General features: G+C 52.5%; 15 protein-coding genes and 1 tRNA gene. 2 read left to right on the forward strand and 14 right to left on the reverse strand.

Features of this window, described 5'->3' with window-relative positions:
* Positions 1–162: 162 nt before the first annotated feature.
* On the forward strand, positions 163–2,373 hold the full coding sequence (locus KJY78_RS05420) for a hypothetical protein (protein WP_214337591.1): 2,211 nt from the start codon (positions 163–165) through the stop codon (positions 2,371–2,373).
* Positions 2,374–2,394: 21 nt separating this feature from the next.
* The gene (locus KJY78_RS05425) at positions 2,395–3,054 is read left to right on the forward strand and encodes an ABC transporter ATP-binding protein (protein WP_214337592.1); all 660 of its coding nucleotides are present in this window, start codon (positions 2,395–2,397) and stop codon (positions 3,052–3,054) included.
* 1,520 nt (positions 3,055–4,574) lie between these two features.
* Here the strand turns inward: KJY78_RS05425 and KJY78_RS05430 are convergent.
* From KJY78_RS05430 to KJY78_RS05495, 14 genes are all read right to left on the reverse strand, one after another.
* Positions 4,575–5,993 carry a hypothetical protein gene (locus KJY78_RS05430; protein ID WP_214337593.1) on the reverse strand — a complete coding sequence of 473 codons (1,419 nt, stop codon included), beginning with the start codon at positions 5,991–5,993 and terminating at the stop codon, positions 4,575–4,577.
* Positions 5,983–6,309 (reverse strand): P-loop NTPase family protein, encoded by a 327-nt coding sequence (locus tag KJY78_RS05435; protein WP_214337594.1) that lies wholly within the window; start codon positions 6,307–6,309, stop codon positions 5,983–5,985. The genes KJY78_RS05430 and KJY78_RS05435 overlap by 11 nt, the downstream gene beginning before the upstream one ends.
* Positions 6,310–6,339: 30 nt before the next feature.
* Complete coding sequence (locus tag KJY78_RS05440) at positions 6,340–6,717, reverse strand: ATP-binding cassette domain-containing protein (protein ID WP_214337595.1); 378 nt, start codon at positions 6,715–6,717, stop codon at positions 6,340–6,342.
* Positions 6,718–7,528: 811 nt separating this feature from the next.
* Positions 7,529–7,601 (reverse strand) — tRNA-Thr (locus KJY78_RS05445).
* A 109-nt stretch (positions 7,602–7,710) separates the two neighbouring features.
* Entirely contained in the window at positions 7,711–8,637 is a 927-nt protein-coding gene (locus KJY78_RS05450) for a DsbA family protein (RefSeq protein WP_214337596.1), read from the reverse strand.
* Positions 8,638–8,678: 41 nt separating this feature from the next.
* Positions 8,679–11,468: a preprotein translocase subunit SecA gene (gene secA, locus KJY78_RS05455; RefSeq protein WP_214337597.1), complete on the reverse strand. Its 2,790-nt coding sequence runs from the start codon at positions 11,466–11,468 to the stop codon at positions 8,679–8,681.
* A gap of 111 nt (positions 11,469–11,579) precedes the next feature.
* Positions 11,580–12,347, reverse strand: coding sequence for a ComF family protein (locus tag KJY78_RS05460; protein ID WP_214337598.1), 768 nt, complete (start codon positions 12,345–12,347; stop codon positions 11,580–11,582).
* A 225-nt stretch (positions 12,348–12,572) separates the two neighbouring features.
* Positions 12,573–14,255, reverse strand: coding sequence for an LpqB family beta-propeller domain-containing protein (locus tag KJY78_RS05465; RefSeq protein ID WP_214337599.1), 1,683 nt, complete (start codon positions 14,253–14,255; stop codon positions 12,573–12,575).
* Positions 14,252–16,099 (reverse strand): MtrAB system histidine kinase MtrB, encoded by a 1,848-nt coding sequence (gene mtrB / locus KJY78_RS05470; protein WP_214337600.1) that lies wholly within the window; start codon positions 16,097–16,099, stop codon positions 14,252–14,254. Before mtrB ends, KJY78_RS05465 begins: the two co-directional genes overlap by 4 nt.
* A 6-nt stretch (positions 16,100–16,105) precedes the next feature.
* Positions 16,106–16,789 carry an MtrAB system response regulator MtrA gene (mtrA, locus tag KJY78_RS05475; RefSeq protein ID WP_214337601.1) on the reverse strand — a complete coding sequence of 228 codons (684 nt, stop codon included), beginning with the start codon at positions 16,787–16,789 and terminating at the stop codon, positions 16,106–16,108.
* 30 nt (positions 16,790–16,819) lie between these two features.
* The gene (locus KJY78_RS05480) at positions 16,820–18,193 is read right to left on the reverse strand and encodes a DUF5719 family protein (protein WP_214337602.1); all 1,374 of its coding nucleotides are present in this window, start codon (positions 18,191–18,193) and stop codon (positions 16,820–16,822) included.
* Entirely contained in the window at positions 18,186–21,278 is a 3,093-nt protein-coding gene (locus KJY78_RS05485) for a glycosyltransferase (protein ID WP_214337603.1), read from the reverse strand. Before KJY78_RS05485 ends, KJY78_RS05480 begins: the two co-directional genes overlap by 8 nt.
* Positions 21,279–21,362: 84 nt before the next feature.
* Complete coding sequence (locus tag KJY78_RS05490; protein WP_214337604.1) at positions 21,363–21,677, reverse strand: WhiB family transcriptional regulator; 315 nt, start codon at positions 21,675–21,677, stop codon at positions 21,363–21,365.
* 285 nt (positions 21,678–21,962) lie between these two features.
* Positions 21,963–23,075 (reverse strand): mannose-1-phosphate guanylyltransferase, encoded by a 1,113-nt coding sequence (locus KJY78_RS05495; RefSeq protein WP_214337605.1) that lies wholly within the window; start codon positions 23,073–23,075, stop codon positions 21,963–21,965.
* Positions 23,076–23,150: the final 75 nt, after the last annotated feature.

A 23,150-nucleotide genomic window follows, 5' to 3' on the forward strand; every position in this document is an offset into this window, starting at 1 on the left:
TGTTGCGGTTTGCTATTTGTGGGTGTACCATGTGGGTGATAGGCACACTTCATTGTGATGTGCGTCTCGTAACTTTTAGTTGTTACCTCGCTTAACGGAAGTGGCGGGCTTAGCTGGTTGTGCTGTAGTTAATTAGATGTCGAGGATGGTGGCAGATCTCTAATGAGCAGGATCTTACGTTTTATTTCAGCTGCGCTGGTGCTGTTTCTTGGTTTCGTGTTCGGGCTTATAGCTGTTTTAACGGTTGGTGATGAGTACCTGAAAGCAGCTGAAAGCTACGCCCGCACTAACGCTAAAACTGTTATTTACCTCCATCAGGTGCCTGAAGAGCTTCAATCTGACATTATCTCTGAGATGATAAAAACAATTGATGAGAAGAAGGGTTTCATTACTCGGGCTGATGCTTTAAGAGATAATGACGGCAATGCATCGGGTCTAAAGTTTGGTTTTCATGGCGACCCCGAAGTTAATGCGTCTGCGGTACGCTTTGATTTTCTTGGAAACAGTATATTTAACAGTCAGAATATTGCTAAACTTTTGCAGGCTGAGAGTGGAGCTACATTAGGGCTTGATCGTAATATCGCTGACAGAATCATCCCGCTACCAGAAGTTTTGGGTGGTAAAAAGGTAGTTGGGGTTAAGCTTGTTGATTTGGTTAGAGACACAGAAACCGTCAACGCAAACTATCGCATTGACGGTCTAGAGCCTCGGGATTTTGACCAGCTTGTTGATCGTATTGCGGCGCTTTTGCAGGTTAATCGAGATAGCCTTTTGGAGCCACAAAGTGGAGGATTTGTGTATGGTACGCTGCTGATTACCATAGCGTTTGGAGCGGGGTTTGCTTCTTGGTTGGTGCTGGTGTTTTTATCGATTCTCGGCGCTTACCAGAGCATGGCAGTGCTGGGAACGCACGTGCTTTTAGGGTGGACGCGCCTAGACTATGCGCGGAAAGTTTTCGCGCCCGTTGTTGCCGTTTCTTTTTTGGGAGTTTTAGTAGCGTTCGCGTTTATGCTCTATGGTTTACAGGGGTTTTCTGTCGGAACAGAAATTATTCTGCGTGCATTGCTTGCAGCTACGCCGGTTATCGGTCTGACGCTGCTAGCAGTCGCCGCCGGAACTGTCTCGCTGTTTCTTATCAGCCCGGTTAATGCGATCCGCAACAGAGTGTCTTCAAAGGTGCTTGTGGCGAGCTTGGTTGCGCTGTATCTGGCGGCATCCGGGGCTCTTGTGGGAACAATGCGAGCCATTGATGGACCGTTAGTAAGTGTTGCGGAAATGCATGAAGTACAGCAGAGGTGGGTTCAATACTCGCACCTGAACGTTCTTTACAAAGAAAAAATAGGTGATAATGCGACTTCATTTACAGGTCAAAGATCGGATCATTCTGTTGAGTACTACAACTGGTACTCATCGATCGAGGGGCGTGACGGAGTGTTTTTAGCGCACTCTCAATTTTGTAGTGCGGAATGCTTGGAGTTTTATAGGGAAAATGGGATTTATAAACATATTCCAAACCAGCCTTTCTGGAGTGTTCTTGCTTCACCCAACTATCTTGCCGCACATGATATTGCAGTTAGCCCTGAGCATATTAATCTTGCGCACAGCGGCGAGCGAGTCTACCTGATTCCAGATTCGTTGAGCGATGTTGACAGGAAACAGCTGGAGGCGCACCTTATTGAAGTATCTATTTCACGACTGGAAAGCCTGATTCAAAATGATTTCACGCGGGAGCAGCGCTTTTCGTTCGTAACCTACCACGCAGATAAAAACATCTTTCTGTGGAACACTGATACAAAGCTGCCTAATGCCGTGCCTGATCCGGTGCTTTTGGTTGCAACAGCGGCCAATATGATTCCTTTTGAATCAGAGAGCTTATGGGCGAGCGGTAGTTTGGAGAATAGCTACCTCAAGCTAACTTCCGAGGCGGCAGAAAAATATCTAGATGTTAGTTATCTTGCGAAATACAATTTAGACGATAACGAACCCGTGTTTTTACCCGTGTCGCAGTTTATTGCCGGGCTTCAAAAATCGATTAGTGAAACCATACAGCTTTTCGGGGCGGCCGTGTTGCTGATTGCAGTTCTTGGAACGATTGTTATGACCTCGCTGGTTAAAATGTTTTCGATAGTTAGACGCGAGCAAATAGCGGTTAAGCGCCTAATGGGGCACTCGCTGCTTAGCGTTTTCCTGCCACCAATTCTGCTGGTTGTGTGCACAACGGTTATTTGCGCGATTGTTGCGCTGGCGCTGCGAAGCACAAGCGGAGCTCTTGTGCTCACAATTTTCGGGCTTTTCCAGTTTGCGCTGCTCATGTATCAGGCAAGGAGAGCCAGCACGCGCGGAATTGTATCCCTAATTAAGTCGACACAGTAATCACCTAGAAACGAGAAGAAAATGCCAAACATTCTTGAAGTGGAAAACCTGAGCAAAAGTTTCGGGGCGCGCCCGATAATCAACAACCTGAGCTTTTCTGTTGAGAGCGGTACGAGCATCGCGATCACCGGTCCGTCGGGGTGCGGTAAAAGCACCCTGCTGAATATGATCGGTATGCTGGAAGCCCCCAGCAGCGGATCTATCAAGCTTGACGGTAAGGTTTTGCCAAAGCCCAATTCGAGCGAGGCAACTAAGCTACGGCGACATAAAATAAACTATCTTTTTCAGTCGTTTGCGCTCATTACCGATAGCAGCGCGGTAGAAAACGCGATGCTCGGAATGCATCACACAAAGGCCACTAAAAGCGAAAAACTTGAAGCGATTAATCGTATTTTTGAGCGCCTGGGGCTTTCGCAGGTGAGCAACGATAAAGTTTCAACGCTTTCCGGCGGGGAGCAGCAGCGCCTCGCTCTGGCTCGCTGCATTCTCAAAAACGGCGATCTTATTCTTGCGGATGAGCCTACCGGTTCGCTAGATCAGGAGCTCGCCTCTTGTGTGCTGGACGAAATGCTGAAACTCCAGCACGAACACAATAAAACCCTGCTCGTAGTAACGCACGACCCGAAAGTTGCCGAACGCTGCGACCGCATTCTGCAACTTGTGCCTGTTGCTGAGCAATAGCCGCCTAGACCCTGCGCATATTAATTACGCGTTTTGGTCATTTTTGCGCTGATCCCTTGGGTCTGAGCTGTCTCTCTTGCTCGCATTCCAGTACACTGCGGCAGCCGTCACAAGAGCGGATAATGCCATCACCAGCAGTGACTTAATATTATTATTTAGTTTAGAAGAGCGATGAATAGGAGCTGAAGAAAGAAGAAATTTAGGTTTATTAGTGTTGAATATACTCTTATACTTTAATAAAATCACTGTAAAGCTTCTGAGTCTTGATTGAGTGCTGACTTGTGAGGCGACAAAGCGTCTCTTACGTCCGTATAAAAGTATTTTAATCTTGCAAACTGAAATTAGATGGTGACAAGTCGGGATACACCTTAGGTAATTTTTCATAAAACTATTTAGATACGTACAATTAAAGCCGTTTTGCTTTACGCATATCAGTGAGGGTCGTTTTGTTCGAGCATTAGTTGTGACTGTTATGCGCCTGAGTATTGCAGATGCCCCGTTCGATTGCGTCCTGAACATTGAGTAACTCTATATCGGCGACTTGAACAATCTTTTGTGAGCGCTCAATAAGCTGTTTGGATGTGTTATTTTCCATTATACCTTCAGGCATTTCAGAGATGCATGATGGTTTAGTTTGATGATGCCGGATCAATTGTTTAACTTTCTTAGTACTAGAACTGGGACATCACCTAATATCACTGGTTAACATTCACGATAGAACGTCAATGCTGAATGCCGAATATTAGTGCTCGTCCATCCCCAAATATAGGGAGTAAAAAGAGTAGGTGAAAAATGTACCAGCCTACCAAATCAGAATTGGGAAATATGAAGGTAATAAGAGACCCGAATCCGACTGTTGCCAGAGAACCACTCAAAGCAGTTACAAAGATGCCGCGACCGGTGCTGCTCCCTACGCCGTATACTGAAAAACGTGCTAATTTCGCTTCTACCACAATATATTTTAGGTTATGCATAGTTGCCGAAAGGAGAGCTACATGGGCAATTTCGTGAACAAGGATTCCTGCGATTAGACCGAAATATAGATGCTTAAGAAATGTGAGACTTAGCTCAAAGAGGAAAGGGTCATTATAGTGAATGGATAGTAGGAATAGCCCTACTGATGCCAAAGAGCACGACAAAAGAATAAGTCCGTACCCTTTGAGGAAGCCGAGAAGAACTTGCGAAATACCACGCCATAAAAATGTTCGACTCATTCAGGAAGATTTGCCGTACGCTGCTCTAACAGTGCATTCCGTTGTTTTAGTGCGGATAATATGGTGAGGAATATCATCGAGAGCGCAAATATAATCAGGAATATTAGAGCCAACGCCCAAGGATTGTCGACTCCGAAACCCACCAGGATAGAACCGGTGGGCGTTTCGCGTGCGTCGAAAAACACCCCAGAAAAGTCCCACGTGATGCCCGAGTTCCTGACCTTCTGTGAACATAAGGATTATAATCGTCGCAGCAGAGAGGCGGCAGTAGCCGTGAAGGCGAGCATTATAGCGCTGAGGATTCGCTTAAACATTTGCATGATATTCTTTCCTTTGTGTTGAGCTGATACCTATTACGGAATAAAACGCACATATACTGCCGATTAAAGCCCATGCCAGAATTGCATAGTTATCTGGAATCTTCCAAATTAGTGTAGTGAAGGCTATTAAGGAAACAAGCCCCAAAGCTGTAACCACTCCCACTAAGACAGAGAATGGATTATGTTTTTCTGCAGGGAAGAAAATGCTAACCGCCAGTGCTGCTATAAGAGTAACTAAGCAAATAAAAGTAGTCTTTGCCGCTTCGGAGAAGCTCATACCTTTTATCATACTTGCTGTTATCACCGGAATGAGGATTAGTATCTCAACTAGAATGTAGGGTGCGGCTAGATAAACATAGGACTGTAGAGAGCTTAATTGATGCCGGTATGTTTTACGTATGGACTCGGTTGTGGACACAGCATAAACTGCTTGTAGCGATATAATTGCTAACCAGTAGGGCGGGTAGTATCCGGGGATTCCGAGCACGATTAGTGACGCTGATACAACAAAGAACGTTGCTAAGAGGAACTCGCCACTGCGAACCACAGCCCGCAGATGAGCACCAAATAGATTAGTATTGCCCCAGACGAGAACTTTGAAAAAGTACTTCCACCGTGAGTGTTGGTTTGGAGCTACGAGAATAATTAGCGTTAGTGCAATCAGAGTAGATACGATGAAAGCCCCGCCAGCTACAAGAGACCCGAATCGATCATATAGGAACACATAAAAACGAGAGACCCCGTAATAAGCTTGCCCCTCATAGAATGCATCAAGAAACTTCGACGATTCATTATTCGCGTAAGCGTAGGCTCCATAGAGAAGAGCAACGAAGAGACATGGAAGCAGGAAGCTACGCCATCGCGTCATATGTAGCAGGTGCAGAACTCTATCAAAAGCCAGGTATAAAATATCCAACAGTAGGTAGAGAACAACAATTTGTGCGATGATTCCGAGTGCAATCTCAGGAAAAGTAGCTGCGCCGCCTCGGATTGCCATCGAAACCGTTAAAGGCCCTGACATTAAAGCTACACAAGACAAGACGGTTGCAGCTTCAAACACGGTATATGCAAGAATCCGCTGTTTATTCGTAACAGGAAATGTGTATGTTAGCTCGATTAATTTGTCTGCTTTCAAGAACAGAATCCGAATAACGATGAAGAACAGCAGAGTCCACAAACCTACGGTGAGAGAAATACTTTGACTCACAAGTGCGATTGCACTAGCGTCGAGTGTCATGCCGCGGACTACAACAAATGTGAGTGCGCAGAAACCAGCGTAAGTTCCTATAGCAACGGTGAACAGTAGGGTTTTTGATAGTTTGCTTTTCATTGCGCTGTGCAAAAGCAAGCGCCGGGTGAAAAACAGGAATAAAAAGCGAACCAGTCTTAATGTGTTACCGCTCATCCCAGTCGTTCTGCCCGCGGGTGATAAACTCTTTTACGAAGGTGTCAATAGATCCGTATTTTGACACCAGCGCGTGACGTTCTTCATGCACCAGTATTCTACCGTGGCTCATAAGCACTATGGAATCGGCGATGCGTTCCAACACTGCGAAATCGTGATTGCAGAGAAGTATGCCGTGGTTTTCGTCTAGCAGATCAAGGAGATCAACTTCAAGGTTATAAAGAGCTTCGATATCGATTCCGTTCGGGGTTTCATCGATCATAGTAAGCGGACGCGATACCATCAGAGCGGCTATGAGCTGAACCTTTTTTCGCATGCCGTGCGAATAATCCTCGATTAGGTCATCCTAGCGATGCTCCATCTGGTAGCGACTAAACAGTCGTTCCAGCTCGGCAATATTGCAGTCTAGCCGGTACATTTTATGAATGAACTGCAGGTATTCTAGACCCGTTAAGAACTCTGGTAAATAATCGTTCGAAGCTAATAGAATTGAACTCTGTTTTGCTTGTTTTGTGTTGTTCGGAGCGTCGCAGATACGTATCTCCCCAGTCTGAGATTTGAGAAGATCACCGGCAACCCGCATGAGTGTGGATTTCCCGGACACGTTGGGACCGATTAGACTGGTGATCTTCCCAAACGGCACTGAGAGCGAAAGATTTTTAATGACGCTGTGATTTCGTGCGTAGCTAAAAGATAAATTTCGTACGCTTAATGCTTCCACCATTTTTATCCCCGATTGTGGAGTCGGAATCCTTTACTTTATCCATCGAGCGTATGCGCAAGACCACCACGCTGAGGTAAAGATTAGCGTAACCGCCTTTGAAAGTCAATAAATTGAAGAGATTATTTTAAGCGATCTCTAACCCCGACAACCGTAATTGAAATATTGCTCGAGAAGTTTGAATCCTTCAAGATCCGTGATTTTATTTGCTGTTCCTTTTGGGTGGTTTGCGTCGTTCGATTAGGTTTGAAATGTAAACGGTGATAGTGGCACCAAAAACGATATATAGAAATTCACCAATTGAGCTTATAACTCAAATGTTTGTGATCCAGCCGAAGAACGTTGCTAGACCAGCCGAAATAATTGCCGCAGATAAAATAAGAATGAGTTCTTTTAAAGATTTCACGGGATTCACCATTCATTGCGGCAATGGATTGCAGACGCGATTGCTAAACCTACAGCGTTGAACTTCCAGCCTAAGTTTATCGATTTACTCATTTCCTGCTCTTTTATGCAGTATCCTAATACTCAAGTTGAAGTCGGTGGATATTCTTGATTGTACATTTTATTCACTCTTCTGGCAAGTGCTGTGATATACCCGCCGCTGGGCTTGTGGGAAATTGTTTGGCAGATTTGGAGTATGGTTTAATCGTTGAAGAAAGAGTGTCAAGGATAATTTGCTCTCACGTTTGCCGAGATGGCAATATTAAGTAGATTTTTGTAGCGGAGTGCCGAGTTTTCACCCCTCTTGTTTTTTAGCGAAGCCCGGGCGAGCTAGTGTATATATAATGCCAAAGTTTAATTATCAAACCTGAGCCACCTGCGGGACTCGAACCCGCAACCTTCGCTTTACAAGAGCACTGCGCTACCAATTGCGCCAAGGTGGCAAGCTGTTTTAACAGCGTTTACAATTTTATCTTAAAACCGCGGTGCTCGCAAAACCTAAACTACAGTTTTGCGAGCACCGCAGACTATAGTCAGCCGGTGAGCTGGGCTCTATTCCTGCTCTGAGGAATCTAGCTTCTGCAAAATCTTGAGCAGATACTGTTCAAGATCGCCGTCGCGCTGCTGAATCCACTGCTTGCCGTTAACAATTACCGTTGGAGTAGAGCTTATACGCTGCGGCTGATCAGCAGGTCGTGGCTCTCCGCGAGGTACGGTAAGCACCTCACCTTCAGCAAGACCGAGCACGCCCTCCTGCAAAACCTGCTTTGTTGCTTTGTCAATAAAGTTAACAAAGGTGCGCTTGTTAATGCAGTCCAAAAGTTCAGGAGTTTTCTCAGTTCCGATCTCGATCGCGTAGTCTAGTAGTTGCTGATCGGTTAGACCGGCTGTGCCTTCTTTAGGCTGCACCTCCAAAAGTTTTTTCTGATAAGCGTAAGCTTTATCTGGTTGTTCGTTAACTACGCAGGCAAATGCGTTAGCGGAGCGTGATGAGTATTTTGTGCCTGAGGAAAAACTGTCAAGGAAGTTTAGAACGTAGAACTCCATTTCAATATCTCCAGAGCCGGTGTACTGCTCAAGCATTTTGCCGTATGTGCTCTCAAAACTGCCGCAGACAGGGCACATAAAATCGGCAAACACTCTAACCGAAACCGGGCGTTTGCTGGCATCAAACTCGGTTGCCTTAAAAGTGCCATCCTCGTTGAGCTTACCGGTTTCTTTAACCTTCAAATCTTTAGTGAATATAGTTCCGCCAGTAGCCATGTTTTGAGGAGCTGCGATAGCGCCCGGCTGCAAAGAGAAGGTGACAACTAGAGCCACGGTTGTGAGCACAGCGATAACACCTAGCACCACCGAACCTTTTATTAAAAAGCGCTTGCGCTTCTCGCGCTTGACGCTCGCCTCGCGAGCGACCCGCGCCTGCTCACGAGCCTGTGCCCGCTTTTCATTTTTGGTTAAGTTTTTATCTTTAAGGTTCATGTTTTCCTTTCAAACTCTGTTAAGCGCTTAAAAAACTGGGGTTATAACCCGAACGCGCCGCCACCCTTTTTAGATTTTTGCGTGGCGGCTTGCTGCGCTGCAGCGTGCTCGCTTGCGGTGGTTCTGGTTTTGCTGTTTGCGGCAGGATTGCCGCCTTTCTTAGATTTCTTGCCGTTTTTAGGCTTCGCTTTTTTAGTGCTCGCAGAAGCCACAACTCTAGCTTCACCGTCTTCATCCGGTGCGGTGTAGCTGAGCTTTGAAGTATCCGGACCTGTTTGCTCGTCAAGTCCGCCACCTGTCAGCTGCACCGATTCTGCAAGACCGTCGGTCGTCTGCTGCACCTGCACCTGGATGTTGTGTAACATACTTAAAGACTCCTCTTTGATCTGTCCCATCATAGTTTGGAACAGCTCGTACCCCTCGCGCTGGTATTCTACGAGCGGATCGCGCTGCGCCATAGCCCGCAACCCGATGCCCTCTTTTAGGTACTCCATCTCGTAGAGGTGATCACGCCAGCGGCGGTCGATCGTGGCGAGCACAACGCGGCGCTCTAGCTCGCGCATAGCTTTTTCGCCGAGCTCCGCTTCGCGCTGCTGGTATGCCACCTCAGCGTCACTGACTAGCTCGCGAGCCAAATACGCTTTGCCGTTTTTGTGAAGCAGATCTTCTGCCTCTTCGAGTAGTTCTTCAACGGTTATGCCAACGGGGTAGATCTGTTTCAGATCCGCCCAGAGTGCGTCATAATCCCACAGTCCGCTGGAGTTTTGGTGCGTGTCAATAATCGCGCTGATCGTGTCCTCGCGGAACTGATCGACACGGTTTTGAATATCTTCGCCCTCAAGAATTTGCTGGCGGTCACCGTATATAGCGTGCCGCTGACGGTTTAGCACATCGTCATATTTCAAAACATTTTTGCGAGTTTCCGCGTTGCGAGACTCAACCTGAGCCTGCGCAGACTGGATCGCACGTGAAACCATCTTGTTTTCAATCACGGCATCATCTGGAATGCCGGAGCGGCTCAGTAGAGCCTGTGTCGCGCCAGCGTTAAATAGGCGCATTAGACTGTCGGTTAGTGACAGGTAGAAACGGCTTTCGCCGGGATCTCCCTGCCTGCCAGAGCGACCGCGCAGCTGGTTGTCGATGCGGCGTGATTCGTGGCGTTCTGTGCCGAGCACGTATAATCCGCCAACCTCAATAACCTTTTTAGCTTCGGCGGCAACCGTTTCTTTGACCTGCGCAAAAACTTCGGGCCAGGTATTTTCGTACTCTTCCGAGTTTTCTTCTGTTGATAGCCCGCGCGCGCTCATTTCCTGCACTGCAAGGAACTCAGCGTTGCCGCCGAGCATAATGTCGGTGCCGCGGCCAGCCATGTTGGTTGCCACAGTAACGGCCCCGAAGCGCCCAGCCTGTGCCACGATTGCAGCCTCGCGAGCGTGGTTCTTGGCATTCAGCACTTCGTGACGCACACCCCGTTTTGCTAGCAGGCGTGACAGGTACTCACTCTTTTCAACGCTGGTTGTGCCAACAAGCACAGGCTGCCCTTTTTTGTTGCGCGCAACTATATCGTCAACAATCGCGTCAAACTTAATCTGCTCGTTCTTGTAAACAAGATCGGATCTGTCAATGCGCTGCATTTTGCGGTTTGTCGGGATTGGGACAACCCCGAGCTTGTAGGTGCTCATAAACTCCGCAGCCTCGGTTTCAGCTGTGCCGGTCATGCCTGACAGCTTCTCGTACAGGCGGAAGTAGTTCTGCAGGGTTACGGTTGCGAGCATCTGGTTCTCAGCTTTAACCTGCACGCCCTCTTTAGCCTCAATGGCCTGATGCATACCCTCGTTGTAGCGGCGACCTGCGAGAATACGACCGGTGTGTTCATCAACAATCAGCACTTCACCGTCAAGCACAACATAGTCTTTGTCGCGCGTAAACAGTGCGCGTGCCTTGATTGAGTTGTTGAGGAAAGAAATAAGCGGAGTATTAACCGACTCGTATAGGTTCGTTATGCCCAGGTAGTCTTCAACCTTTGCGATGCCGCTTTCAAGCACGCCAACGGTGCGTTTTTTCTCGTCCACCTCGTAGTCAACTCCTGGCACTAGCGTCTGTGCGATCTTCGCAAAATCATTGAACCAGCGGTTAGCATCGCCGGATGCAGGACCTGAAATTATTAACGGGGTGCGCGCCTCGTCAATCAGAATCGAATCAACCTCGTCAATGATTGCGAAATAGTGGTCGCGCTGCACGCGCTCAGCACTGCTCGACGCCATGTTATCGCGCAGGTAGTCAAAGCCAAACTCATTATTTGTGCCGTATGTAATATCTGCGCTGTACTGCTCGCGGCGCAGGGATGAATCCTGGTTGGATACGATGCAGCCGGTTGTCATGCCCAGCGCGCGGAATACCCTACCCATCAGATCGCTCTGATACTGCGCAAGGAAGTCGTTTACGGTTACGATGTGTACGCCGCGCCCCGCCAGCGCGTTGAGATACGCCGGCATAGTTGCAACAAGGGTTTTACCCTCGCCGGTTTTCATCTCTGAAATATTGCCGAGGTGCAGATTAGCGCCACCCATAATCTGCACGGGATACGGGGTTAAACCAATAGTGCGCTTTGCGGCTTCGCGCACGGCGGCAAAGGCTTCTGGCAGGAGATCGTCGAGAGTTTCGCCCGCAGCAAGGCGCGCCTTGAAATCCGTAGTCTCTTCGCGTAATTCTTCGTCGCTAAGATCTGCAAAGTGTTCTGCAAGATCCGTCACCTGCTGCGCGAGCCGCTCAAGCTTCTTGAGAGTGCGACCCTCGCCAATACGAAGTAACTTTTCGATAACTGATGCCATTTATATCCCGATGCGTTATGTAATGTGCTGCGCCATAGGGCGGTCTTAAAGTTAAAGTATATCAATGTAAAAGGTATATGCAACTGTGAAAGTTATGCTAGAGCGGAACTGCTACACAGTGCTGTCTCTAATCTCAACCCTAAATAGGGTTACTGCGCAGCTGACAGAAACCCCGTGCGTGGCTAAAATCTGTGCGGCTGCGGTGAGAGTTGCGCCGCTTGTGCACACGTCATCAACGAGCACAACCCGGATATGCTGATGGCGCAGCAGTTCTAATTTTGCCGGGGTCACTTTTAGACGGCGCGAGTTGACCAGCCGCGCTTCGTGATCCAGCCCCACCTGGCTGCTGCGCGCACCCCCTGCGCGCAGTGCTCGCACGGTTCTTTTGCGTGTGAAACGATTGTCGCGCAGCAGCAAAGAAAGATGATCAAAACCGCGCTGTCTCACTTTGCTGGCGCGCGAGGGCAGCGGGACAAACAGCACCCGCGCATCGCTAGTAAGAGCGTTACGCCGCCGCAGCTCGCAGAGGGTCGTCTCGATTGTGTGCTCAAAAACAGGGCGCAACACTTTTGCAAGCCCGGGCATATCTTCGTGCTTAATTCCGATCAGCGCGTCTTTGCCGGGTGAGGCGTACGCCCCCGCGCTGAAAACCGGCAGCGCAAGTGGTTGTGCCAGGGTTGTTTCAAGGGGCATAAACCGCGTTAAAGCCCGCACTGCATTCGTGCAGGGAACGCAAAAAAGCCGGTCAAAACGTCCGCAGCCAAGACACCTGCACGGTAACACCAGGCTTTGTAGATCCGCCAGAAACTCGTGCAGCGGATGCGCGCGCACCGCTTTTAGACAGCTCGGGGCGAGAGTACGTGCTGCTATTTCTTGCATATTTACAGTATGGCTTGCTGCTGCCGCGCGGCGGGGATTTTGAGTGTGGCTGTTGAAAAGTGAGCGAAGTTACGCATGTTGAAGGCAATAACCTCGCCCTGGGAATCCTCGCGTAAAACACGGCAGCGTCCGCGAAACGCAGTAACGCGCACAAAACCCAAAACGTCCAGGGAAGTTAACAGCGCCCGCAAAATGTAACAGCGTCTGAGTGCCCAGCAAAACAAGCTAATTATTCTTAATCAGCACTCGCACACCACTGGCGATCTGATTCCAAACTAGCGATTCGCGCTGCGAAAACACCTCGCCCTCAGCGTTTAGCACGCGCACATCCGCGGCGGTGCTACCCGCCAGCGAGCGTCCACTGGGCGCTCTGGTGAGCTCATTGCCGAAACTGCCGTTGCCACCGACTGTTGTTACTGAAATATCGCCAGAGTGAGTTAAAAGCGCTAGTTTACCGTCGGTGAGCCAGTCAAGATCGAGCGCGGTGCCGGGCGCGTTGAGGGTTAAATGAGCCTCAGTAGTTAGACGCAGGGGAGTACCGTTTGCCGCCCTCACAACCCCCGCCAGGTACACGCTACTGCTGTTGCCGTTCTGCACCAAAAGCGCCAGCTGGCTGCCGTCGGGCGCGATCCGCACCGATTTTAGCCTGGTATGTGCAATATTTGCCGGCAAATCTAGCTGCAGTTCGTCTTTATTGGCGGTGTACGCGCGCACGGTTTTTGCGCCGTCAAAAGTGCCGGTCCAGATATAAGCCCATTTATCGACGCTTGGTGCCAGGTTGTTATGCTGGTTTGAGAGGGTTGTGACGCGATCCGCGCTCACCAGCGAAACTGCGCCATTGTGCAGCACTGCCATTTGCGGTGTCAGTTTTTCCGCGTTCGCAGTGGTTCTGGGAAGGAGCGTGATGTCAGACGGATTTAGCTTGTTAAGAGTCGGGTAGAGCGCCAGAATCTCGGTGGCGGCGGTTGCGTCAAACGACAAAATGCGCTCCGCGGTTAGCGCGTAGGCGGGCGTGCTCGTTGTTGATGCCTGCTGCTTGGCAATTTTTCCCTGCGTTATTTTGCGTCCGTTAGAGCTGAGCACAAAATTGCTGATGTAGTCGAAATTGCTCAGGGTTTTAGCCAGTTGCGCGCGCGTGATGCTCATGTCGCTCTCGGGCGCGTCCGCAAAATCTTCGGAGACTTGAATATAAGCCCTGCCGTTATGCACTTTAACCGGCGCGGTCAGCCGTACACCGGCACCAAAAGCTGACTGCACAACATCTTGCAGCCTCGTGGCGGGGCCGCGCAGCATATGTTCGATCGTTTCTGTGACCGACCCGGATCCGTTCAGCACCCACCGCGTGTCTGGCACGATGCTGCCCGCAGCGTCAACAAAGGCGAGGCTGCGTTTAGACCACACTGCGGTGAAGGTCGAGTAGTCGAGCACCAGATTTGCCGGGGCGCTGGAGATGCGCCACTCGTCATCGTAGCGCTCCAGCTCGAAGCGCAAATCCACGTTTTGCGCCTGCGGCTGCTGGTGCACTAGCTCACCGGCCGCGCTTAAAATCGCGATCGCCGAGGTCGTTATTTTCGTCACTCTGTCGCTAATCTGCGAGAAAGAGCGGGTGTTCTCGTCAACAATTACACCCACGGGCTGCCAGCTGTTCTGATACTGTGGGGTCAAATATTCGCGCGCAATTTCGTAGTTGCTATTGGCGGCGGCTGCGGCTTCCAAGAAGCCGCGCACTATTTCTTCCTGCGAGGCATTGGGAAGCGGACCGGACGGGTTAAATAACACCTGCTGTTCTGCCTGGGAGAGCTTGCTGAGCCCAGGCATAACCTTGCTGTGCTCGGGGATTGTTTGGCAGGCGGATAGGCTTGCCAGCATGAAAAACGCGCAAACTGTCGCAAAAATGCTGCGTTTCATCGCTTTTCTCCGCTGTTCGGGTCGTTGCAGGGTAGACCGGATTTGCTCGTGCTCATGCAAGCTGCCGTTTTTTTGCTTGCTCTCTTGCGAGCAGCGCCCGGCTCGGGCAACTCGGGCGCTCCGGCTGTGAGCTCAGCTGCGCTGTTGGCTGCTCCCGGGGCATCATCCGGTTCGCGCGGCAGCGGCGAAACGACTCTTTCCTGCGCGGGATCTAGCGGCAGTGTCAGCCTGAAACTACTGCCCTTGCCGGGCAGCGCCCACACGTCAATTGATCCGCCATGCACGCTAGCGTCCTCTTTCGCGATCGCAAGCCCCAAGCCGGTGCCTCCGAGCGTGCGTTTGCGCGATGAATCCGCTCGCCAGAACCTATCAAAAACGCGCTGTGTTTGCTCCTCGGTCATGCCCGTGCCGTAGTCGCGCACAGTCACCGCAACAGCGCAGTTATTAGAGTCGGTGGTCACAATAATCGGCTTGTTTTCGCCGTGCTCGATTGCGTTGCCAATAAGATTGGTGAGAATTCGGCGGATTCGCCGCGGGTCGATGTCAATGCTCGCGTACGCGCCGCGCGGGCGAAACTCAATCAGTGAATTTGACAGCGGCTGCAGGCTCTCGATCACTTCGCGGGTGAGGCTTGTCAGCGACGTTGGTTCGATGCTCAGCTGCACACGCCCGGCGTCGTAGCGTGATATTTCGAGCAGGTCTGTGAGCAGAGACTCAAAGCGTTTTACCTGATCAGACAGCACTTTGGTGGCGCGCTGGCGCTGTGGATCGAGCTTCTGGTGATGCTTGTTATTAACAAGCACATCGCTGGCGAGCCTGATCGTTGTGAGCGGGGTGCGTAGCTCGTGTGAAACATCAGAAACAAAGTGTTGCTGCATTGTAGAGAGCGTGTTCAGCTCGGTGATGCGCATATTCAGCGTGTCGGCCATCTCATTAAAATTGGCGCTCAGCACATCGAGCGTTTTATCGCCATGCTGTCGCATTCTAGCGCTGTGTACGCCCGCTGCAATCTGCCTGGTGACCTCGGCAGCATCGCGGATCGGGCGGGTCACTTTGGCTATCATCAGCCAGGATAACAGCGCGATCAGGGCAACAATTGCCGCGCCAGATCCCAGCAGCGCGCGTGAAATGGTTTTAACCGCGCTCGCGGTTGGGTCGAGGTCGTAGGCGATAAAAAGGTCGTAGGTGCCAGCGCTGCCGGGAAAATGCAGCGATGTTGCGGCTATAATCGCGGGGATTTTATTGCCGAACGAATCGTTGGCTTTATCGAGCGTGACGTGCTGCCAAATCTGTGGTAGATTGCCGGTCGCAATCGAGCTGCTGAGCTCTTTTGTAACGGCCTCCATAACGCCCGGTCCGGTGCGAAAATCGAGCGGCGCGTCGGTTGAGGGCGGCTGTCCGGGCTGGCGGCGCACGTAGATTAGCGAGCTTGCGGAGGTGTCGCGGATAGCGCTGCGCACCTGCAGCATCAGGGTGCTGAGGGTGCTACGATCGCTAGCGGCTGCAGAGTTAATCACCTGTTGCGCGGCGATTGTTGCGCGCGCGCTGTCGTTGAGGGCGTGATTGCGACTGCGTTCTGCCAGATCATTGGAAATGGTTGTTACCGTGCTACCGCCGATCAGCAGAATCAGCGCGGTTGCAACGAGCACATTAACCGTCACAACTCGAAACGGCAGCGACTGCCGCCACCTTGTTGTAAACGGTTTCAGCGCCGGAACAATTGCTCTGGCGAACGGGCGGGTCACAGATTCCAGCTTGTATTTTAGGCGCGACAAAAAATTGTTTTGTGCGCCCAGGTTTTGAGAATCTTCGCGCCGCGCCAGCCACCTGCGATCTGCCTGCATAGCGCGCTAATTAACCAGTTTACCGGCGCGGTAACCAACCCCGCGCACTGTCAGCACAAGCTGTGGCTTGTCCGGGTCGAGTTCGATTTTTGAGCGCAACCGCTGCACATGCACATTTACAAGCCGAGTATCTGCCTTGTAAATATAGCCCCAAACCTGCTCGAGTAGCATATCGCGACTGAACGTCTGTTGCGGGTTGCGCGCGAGCACAACCAGTAGGTCAAACTCGAGCGGGGTTAAGCGGATCATCTCACTGCCGCGTTTAACTTCGTGCTTTGTCAGATCGATCCGCAGATCACCAATGCGGATCGGTGCGCTCTCGTCAATCTGTGGTTCTCGCAACCGCGCCCGCATACGTGCTTTTAACTCCGCAGGATCGAACGGCTTTACGACGTAGTCATCAGCTCCTGCTTCCAGCCCGCGCACAACATCTTCGGTGTCGGTGCGGGCTGTGAGCATGATTATTGGCACGCCCGATTCTTCGCGCACGATTTTACAAACCTCAATGCCGTCGATGCCCGGAAGCATCACGTCGAGCAGGATTAGATCCGGGCGCTCTTCGTGGAACGCTTTGATTGCGCTGTCGCCGTCGGCTGCAAAGGTGGTTGTGTAACACTCAGAGCTGAGGGTTAAACCGAGCATTTCTGCTAAATCAGCGTCATCATCGACAACGAGGATGTGAGCGCTCATAATGATTCTTTCCCTAAAGTATAAAGTGTTTTAATTAGTGTAAACCAAAACCTGCGATCTGTGTGACGGCACAGTTGTTACAGGGTATGCCGCACCTCCTGCGGGTGTGAAAATTGTGACGGCTGCGTAAACTAGGGCATCGCTCTTAATGCTTACGGTGTTGACGCTAAGAGCTACTTTTTTAATCTCGTTTGCTTTAAGTTTCACAGTCTGCGCAGCGCTGCTGCCCAACGGTTTTACAGTTACTTCGCTCGGCGCGTTACCTGCTTGCACGGTTAGCGATCCGCCTGACACAATTGCCGCGTAGTGCTCGCCGCTAAGTGGCGGTGATGGTGTGAACCAAACCATGTCGGCGTTGCCGGTTTGAAAACTGTTGCCTACGGCAGCGCCGACAATCGGGGTGTCCGCAGCTATTTGCAGCGCCGCGTATTCATCTTTCCAGGGCTCTATTTTAAGCGGAGTGAGCTTTTTCTGCTCGAGCTTGAGCTTGCCAACCTCGGTTTTTGTGCCAGCGGCGCTAACGGCGTAAACAGTGGCGTGCCCGTCCGCCTGCAACGCCATCACCTGCGCCAGAATACTGCTGTCACCAGCGGCCGCGTCGTTATTGCCGCTGTCGTAGTTGTTGCGCACGTTCGGCAGCGTGAGCACTCTGTCGCCGAGACCCTGCGCGGTGATCGTGTCGATGCCCTGCGGACGAATATCGTGCGTCTCCGCAACGCCCAGCACCGCGCTCACCGCCGCGCCATTGGCCTGCACACGCAGTGCGAGTTCTGGCGAATTGGGGGCAATACCATTGACAGAGATGGTGCGCGACTGCTTTGCTGGCACTAGCGCGCCGACGGCTTTTGTGCCCGTGATTTCACCGGTGCTGTTATATGCGCGGATTGACACCGCCGCGTCTTTATCGCCCGGGTTCGAGAGCGTTAGAGTTGCGTTCGAGTTGAGCTCTGTTTTGCCGCCGACGATCCACTGGTCTGTGGCGGGCGCGGTGCAACTGTGAGCTGCCACGCCGCGCAGTTGCTCGGTTGCGAGCGTCTGTGTTTGTGCGGCGGCGAGTTTGGTGCTGCCGGGCGCTCTAAAAGCCGTGGCGTAGCTTGCTGCCTCGCCGTTGCTGCGTTCCAGCGCAATGGCATCGGTGCGGGTCGCGCTCACTTCTTGCCCGCTGTGAGCGGATGACGCTGTCAGGTCGCTGGGGTTCGTGCCCAGCTCCGCAAATCCGCCAGAGCAGGCGATGCGCGTGTTTGTTGTGCCGGAAATATCGACCGGGATGCCCCGCACCTGCTGCTGCGGATACTGTGCGCTAATGGTCGTTGCGGCGATAATCCCGGCAACTGCAACCGCGCTCACAACCGTGCCGGTTAGCGCGCGCCCGGTGTAAATAGTCGCTCTGGCTCTGCTAGTCATTACTGTCTCCCGGGTTTGTGAGGTGCTTTCGGTTTTCTGGCCAAGCTGTTTGCGTATTTTTTTTGTGCGCGGCGCGCTTGCTGGCGAGCAGGCGCTTTTTGCGCCTCTGGTTTTGCAGCAGCTCAGCGGCGTTGGTGTCCGTCACGGGCTTGTTGCGCTTGTTTTTGCGGCGTCTTGGTGCCTGTTCTGTGACCTCACCGGTTGGCAGCGCGAGCAAGAATACCGCGATCAACATTATTGCTTGGAAAGCCCATACGGTCTGCGCCGTCAAGGGCAGTTTTGCGAGGTTGAACAGGGTGCGCGTGAAGCTCGCGGTTTCAGCGTTGGCAACAGCATTTGCCGCAGCATCCACTGCAGCCGGGTTATTGCTGGTAACGCGCCAGAGACTGCCCGCTGTGGTTGAACCGGCGGCGGCGAGCACGCTGTGCTCGTCAAGAATCGCCTGCAGTTCGGCTCTTTCGCTGGGGTTCCCGGCATTGCTCAGCAGCACGTAGCTAATTCCCGCGTCGGTTAGCGCCTGCGCCAGCTCGGGTGACCCGGGGCTTGCCAGAGCACCGGTAACGTGCGCGATTTGCGCGCTGCGCTTGTTTGACACGGACGCCTGCGCGGTGCGAATCTGGTCGAGGCGCAGTCCCGCCCCGGTAATAATTTCCGCGCGGATAGATTGATTGTTCGTTGCAGTTAGGCGCAGTGTCTGCAGGTTTGGGTTCTGCGTTCCGGCAGCCTGTACAATTGACGGGATCGGTGTTGGGCTCTGCCGTGCCTGACTCTGTCCTGTTGCGAGGTTGGCGAGCAGCGGAGCCACTGCTACCAGGTTCATAATGAGCGCGATCGTCGCAAACAGGAGAGCTGATCTGTGCAGCAGGGTGAGTCCGCTAGCTGCCAGGGTAATAATGGCGATCCAGTAGAGCGCAAGCCCCGAGCCGGTCCAGAGATTGACGCTATCGGGCCCTGACGCGGTGAGGCTTGTGCCGGAGCTAAAAATCGCCGTCACCATGCCCGTACCGCCGAGCAGAGCTGAAAACACTGTGATGTGAATCTTGCCCGCAAACACGCCGAGCAATGCCAACCCGGCGAGTGGCAGCAGCATCAGCCCTACAATCAGGGTTGCGGGAATTGTGGTGAGGCCGATCCGTTCGAGCAAAACGCCCCAGCTTTCGAGCCCGAATTCTGGGAATCCGAGCAGCAGGTGCGGTAGCGATGCCGGTGCGTATGGCTGTGTAATGCCGGGATCGCGCAGAATTGCGAGCGGATCGCGCACAACTATCGCGTGTACGATAATCGGCGCAAACATCACGGCTGGCGCAATTGCGGTTGCAAAAATCTGTGCTATGCGTCGCGGATGCAGCAGCAGCCCGATTACCAGCATAAGCGCGGCAAATGGAATCAGCACTGGCGCGCACGCGAGCACAACCGCGCTGAGCAGCGATGCCGTGCCCGTCCATGCCCAGCTTTCATGCGCGCGGGTTGCGGCAATTAAAACCCACGGCAAAAGTGTCGCTAAAATCACGGTTTGAATACGCCCGTGATCGATCGAGCCGAGCACAACCGGGCTGAGCGACCAGGCTATTCCTGCAAGCGCCCTACCCGCGGGCGTGCTTGTGAACTGCGCGCCCCAGATCCACCCGCCAAGCGTGGTGAGCGGAATTGAGGCCGCAAGAAATATCACCAGCGCCAGCCCCGGTTTCCAGAAAGTGATCGAGCCGAGAATCGCGAGCACCCAGGTGAACGGATCGGCAGGCACACCGTCGACAATGCGGGTGTTTGCCCACAGGTTTTCAAAGTCGCTCAGGGGTGCGGATCCGCCACCCAACGACTGCTTGTCGTACAGCCACCAGGTTAAAATTGCCGCCGCAACAATGCTAAAGAGTAGCACGCCCAGCCCGCCGGTTGAAATAAAGTGTAGGTTTTTGCGTTTGCGTCCCTGCGCCTCGAGCAGCGCCTCGCGGTCGATAAGGCGTGCTGTGTGCACTGTTTTAGGGTCGGTGCGCAGCGGATCTATTGCGCCCCAGCCCGTGATATTGTTGCGCTTTAGGCGTCTGCGCGCGGCAAAAACTCTGCCGGGTCTGAAGAATGCTCCAAAAGCTGTTGCCAGCTCGCCGGGAATGTACCCCGGTTGCTCGCGCAACAGCGCCCAAAACAGGCGAAAAACAGCTGTCACCGGCAGTAGCAGCCAGTAGCAAAACGCGAAAATTGCGGGTATATATGTGAGTCTGCGATGAATCTGTGCGCTGCGCGCGGCGGTGTGGTTGCGCCGTGCAATTTTACGGCTGAGACCGAGGCGCGGCCCTGCGATACCGCTCATCGCAACCCGGATTCTAGCGCGCGGCGAAACAATTACGCGATGCCCGGCAAGGCGTGCTCTCACGCTTAAATCTAAGCCATCGTCGTAAACTGTGAGGGCGGGGTCGAACCCCTCAAGTTCCTGCCAGACCTCGCGCTTTACAAGCATTCCGATCGGGCCAACCCCGAGCGTGTCCTGCAGATGGTCGTACTGCTCCTGATCGAGCTCTTGGTTGCGCAGCAGCCAGCGCGAGCCGTGTTTGGTAAGGCTCTGCCCGAGCTCAACAATGCGCTCCGGGTGATCCCAGTTAATAAGTTTGGGACCGGCGATTGCGACCGATGGTGCGCGCAAAACCGACTGGAGCAGCTCCTGCAGAGCCTTGGGTTCGGGCGCGGCATCCTCGGTTAAAAGCCACAGCCACTCTGAAATCTCGGCTGTTGCATCTGCTGCGTACGTTGCTGTGCCCGTATCGCCCGCGAGTAGGGGAGTGCCGCTAAATGCGGGACCAGTGAGGTTGCTCGCGTGGCGCTCTGATCCGCTCTTTGTTGTTAGTAATTCTGTTGCGGGAGGGGTTAGGCGCTCAGCAATTGCAATGGCGAATCCGTACGCCGTCGAGGCCGGTACGGCGACGACTTTTGTGACCCCCGCCTGCTTTAGTTTCTGGGCAAGCTCGGGGCTATTTTCTCGCACAACAGTGACCACGCGGTCTGGTTTCAAAGTTTGTGCGCGCAATGATTCTAGGGTTGTGTCGAGCCACTCGCCTGTTTTTGTGACAACTATTGCAGTTACTGAGGTACGCATACTGTCTACTAGAATACGCGCAAACGATTAAAAAATGTTGGCAGAGCCCGTGTTTGCTTAGGAACAAGCGGGAAGTCGGTGCGGCTATGCTGCCCGAGATTTTTTGAGTTTGCGCCGTTCGCGCTCTGATAATCCACCCCAGATACCAAAACGCTCGTCGCTTTGCAGCGCATATTCCAGGCATTCAGCGCGCACCTCGCACTGCTGGCAAATCTTTTTAGCCTCTCTTGTCGAGCCGCCTTTTTCTGGGAAGAACGCTTCCGGGTCGGTTTCTGCGCAGAGCGCACGCTGTTGCCAGCTCAGCGCGCCCTCATCGGCATCGGGAGTGCCTAAAACGCCCAGTTGTAGCGGATCAACGTACCAGTCATTTGGGATCTGAGCTCCGATTTGGTTGAGCATAGTGATTCCTTTCTGGTGCTCGACGCGGATGTGATTTCTAAAATTCCGTGCCTAATAATTACACCGCTGTAGTTATCAAAAATCAAGAAAAACTCACAAAACTTTAAACTGTAGCTTTAGGGTTTTGCTGATTTTCGGCGTGTTGCTACCGTAATTTACTAAGATCTGTCGTATATTGTGACACAGCAAATCGGCAGCCGCTCTTACTTCACAGCAGCTGATGTGTTACATCACAGCCAGCTGGCCGCCGCTGTTGCGTTACACTGGCTGGCTGACGCTACGGTCTTATAGCAACTGGCTGCCGCGCGAGTCGCGAATGCGGTGCACCAGTTGCTTCACGTTTTGTGCGTTTGTTTTGTTGGTAACCAGCAGCGCGTCGGGTGTGTCCACAATAACCACATCTTCCATTCCCACAACTGTGATCAGGCGATCCGGCTGGGCAACAACAATGCCGCTGGATTGCTCAGAGAGCACCTGTGAGTGTTTGCCGCCCAAAATCGCAAGTTCGTCTTTACGCCCGCTGCTGAGAATGTTTGCGATGCTCGCAAAATCGCCCACATCATCCCATCTAAAGTGAGCGCTAACGCAAACCATTTTGCCGGCGGCTGCAGCCGGCTCTGCAACGCTGTAATCTATCGCAATCTGGGGGAGCTTGTGCCACAGCGCTTCCCGCGTGGTAGCTCCCTGCGGGGTGTCCCAGTCTTTGGCGAGTTCTTGCAGGTGTGCAACCAGCAGCGGCTGCGACTGCGCCATTTGCTCCAGCAGCACATCCGCTCGCGCAATGAACATGCCCGCGTTCCAGAGAGTGTTGCCGCTGGCGAGATACTTCGAGGCGCGCTCCTGGCTCGGTTTTTCAATAAAACTCGCCACGTCGTAAACGTCGTAGGGTGCAATATCATGTCGTGGTGCGCCAATTTTAATGTACCCAAAGCCCGTTGCGGGGTGGGTCGGGCGGATTCCGATCGTTACAATAGCGCCCGTTGTGGCAGCGGTTATCGAGTTGGCTACGGCGCGTTCAAACAGGAGGTTGTTTTGAATCACGTGATCGGCTGCAAAAGAGCCGATAATTGCGTCTCTGTCGCGCCGCAGAATGAGCGCCGCAGCAAGCCCAATCGCTGTTGAGCTGTCTTTGGGTGCGGGCTCGGCAATAATGTTTTCGGAGGAGAGCTCGGGCAGTTGTGCCGCAACCGAGTGGGCGTGTTTCACTCCGGTCACAACGAGAGTGCGATCCGCTGATACCAGCTGCGAGGTGCGATTCCAGGTGCTCCGCAGCAGTGAATGCCCGCAGCCAGTGAGATCGAGCAGGAACTTGGGCACGTCCGCGCGCGACAGTGGCCACAGCCGCGTGCCTGTGCCACCCGCCGGAATAATACACCAAAAGTTTTTTTTGTCGATCATCTTTCCATGCTACTTTGTGGAATTGTGATGATAATCAAAGCGGATTACTAACTCAGTCTGCGTTTATGAAAATCT

Origin of the sequence: Canibacter zhuwentaonis (assembly GCF_018531145.1) — a bacterium.
Lineage (GTDB): Bacteria > Actinomycetota > Actinomycetes > Actinomycetales > Microbacteriaceae > Canibacter > Canibacter zhuwentaonis.

What these genes read in the sequence shown, in the direction of transcription:
- KJY78_RS05420 (WP_214337591.1), top strand. Translation starts at nt 163, where the DNA reads ATGAGCAGGATCTTACGTTTTATTTCAGCTGCGCTGGTGCTGTTTCTT.
- KJY78_RS05425 (WP_214337592.1), top strand. Translation starts at nt 2,395, where the DNA reads ATGCCAAACATTCTTGAAGTGGAAAACCTGAGCAAAAGTTTCGGGGCG.
- KJY78_RS05430 (WP_214337593.1), bottom strand. Translation starts at nt 5,993, where the DNA reads ATGAGCGGTAACACATTAAGACTGGTTCGCTTTTTATTCCTGTTTTTC.
- KJY78_RS05435 (WP_214337594.1), bottom strand. Translation starts at nt 6,309, where the DNA reads ATGCGAAAAAAGGTTCAGCTCATAGCCGCTCTGATGGTATCGCGTCCG.
- KJY78_RS05440 (WP_214337595.1), bottom strand. Translation starts at nt 6,717, where the DNA reads ATGGTGGAAGCATTAAGCGTACGAAATTTATCTTTTAGCTACGCACGA.
- KJY78_RS05450 (WP_214337596.1), bottom strand. Translation starts at nt 8,637, where the DNA reads ATGAACCTTAAAGATAAAAACTTAACCAAAAATGAAAAGCGGGCACAG.
- secA (WP_214337597.1), bottom strand. Translation starts at nt 11,468, where the DNA reads ATGGCATCAGTTATCGAAAAGTTACTTCGTATTGGCGAGGGTCGCACT.
- KJY78_RS05460 (WP_214337598.1), bottom strand. Translation starts at nt 12,347, where the DNA reads ATGCAAGAAATAGCAGCACGTACTCTCGCCCCGAGCTGTCTAAAAGCG.
- KJY78_RS05465 (WP_214337599.1), bottom strand. Translation starts at nt 14,255, where the DNA reads ATGAAACGCAGCATTTTTGCGACAGTTTGCGCGTTTTTCATGCTGGCA.
- mtrB (WP_214337600.1), bottom strand. Translation starts at nt 16,099, where the DNA reads ATGCAGGCAGATCGCAGGTGGCTGGCGCGGCGCGAAGATTCTCAAAAC.
- mtrA (WP_214337601.1), bottom strand. Translation starts at nt 16,789, where the DNA reads ATGAGCGCTCACATCCTCGTTGTCGATGATGACGCTGATTTAGCAGAA.
- KJY78_RS05480 (WP_214337602.1), bottom strand. Translation starts at nt 18,193, where the DNA reads ATGACTAGCAGAGCCAGAGCGACTATTTACACCGGGCGCGCGCTAACC.
- KJY78_RS05485 (WP_214337603.1), bottom strand. Translation starts at nt 21,278, where the DNA reads ATGCGTACCTCAGTAACTGCAATAGTTGTCACAAAAACAGGCGAGTGG.
- KJY78_RS05490 (WP_214337604.1), bottom strand. Translation starts at nt 21,677, where the DNA reads ATGCTCAACCAAATCGGAGCTCAGATCCCAAATGACTGGTACGTTGAT.
- KJY78_RS05495 (WP_214337605.1), bottom strand. Translation starts at nt 23,075, where the DNA reads ATGATCGACAAAAAAAACTTTTGGTGTATTATTCCGGCGGGTGGCACA.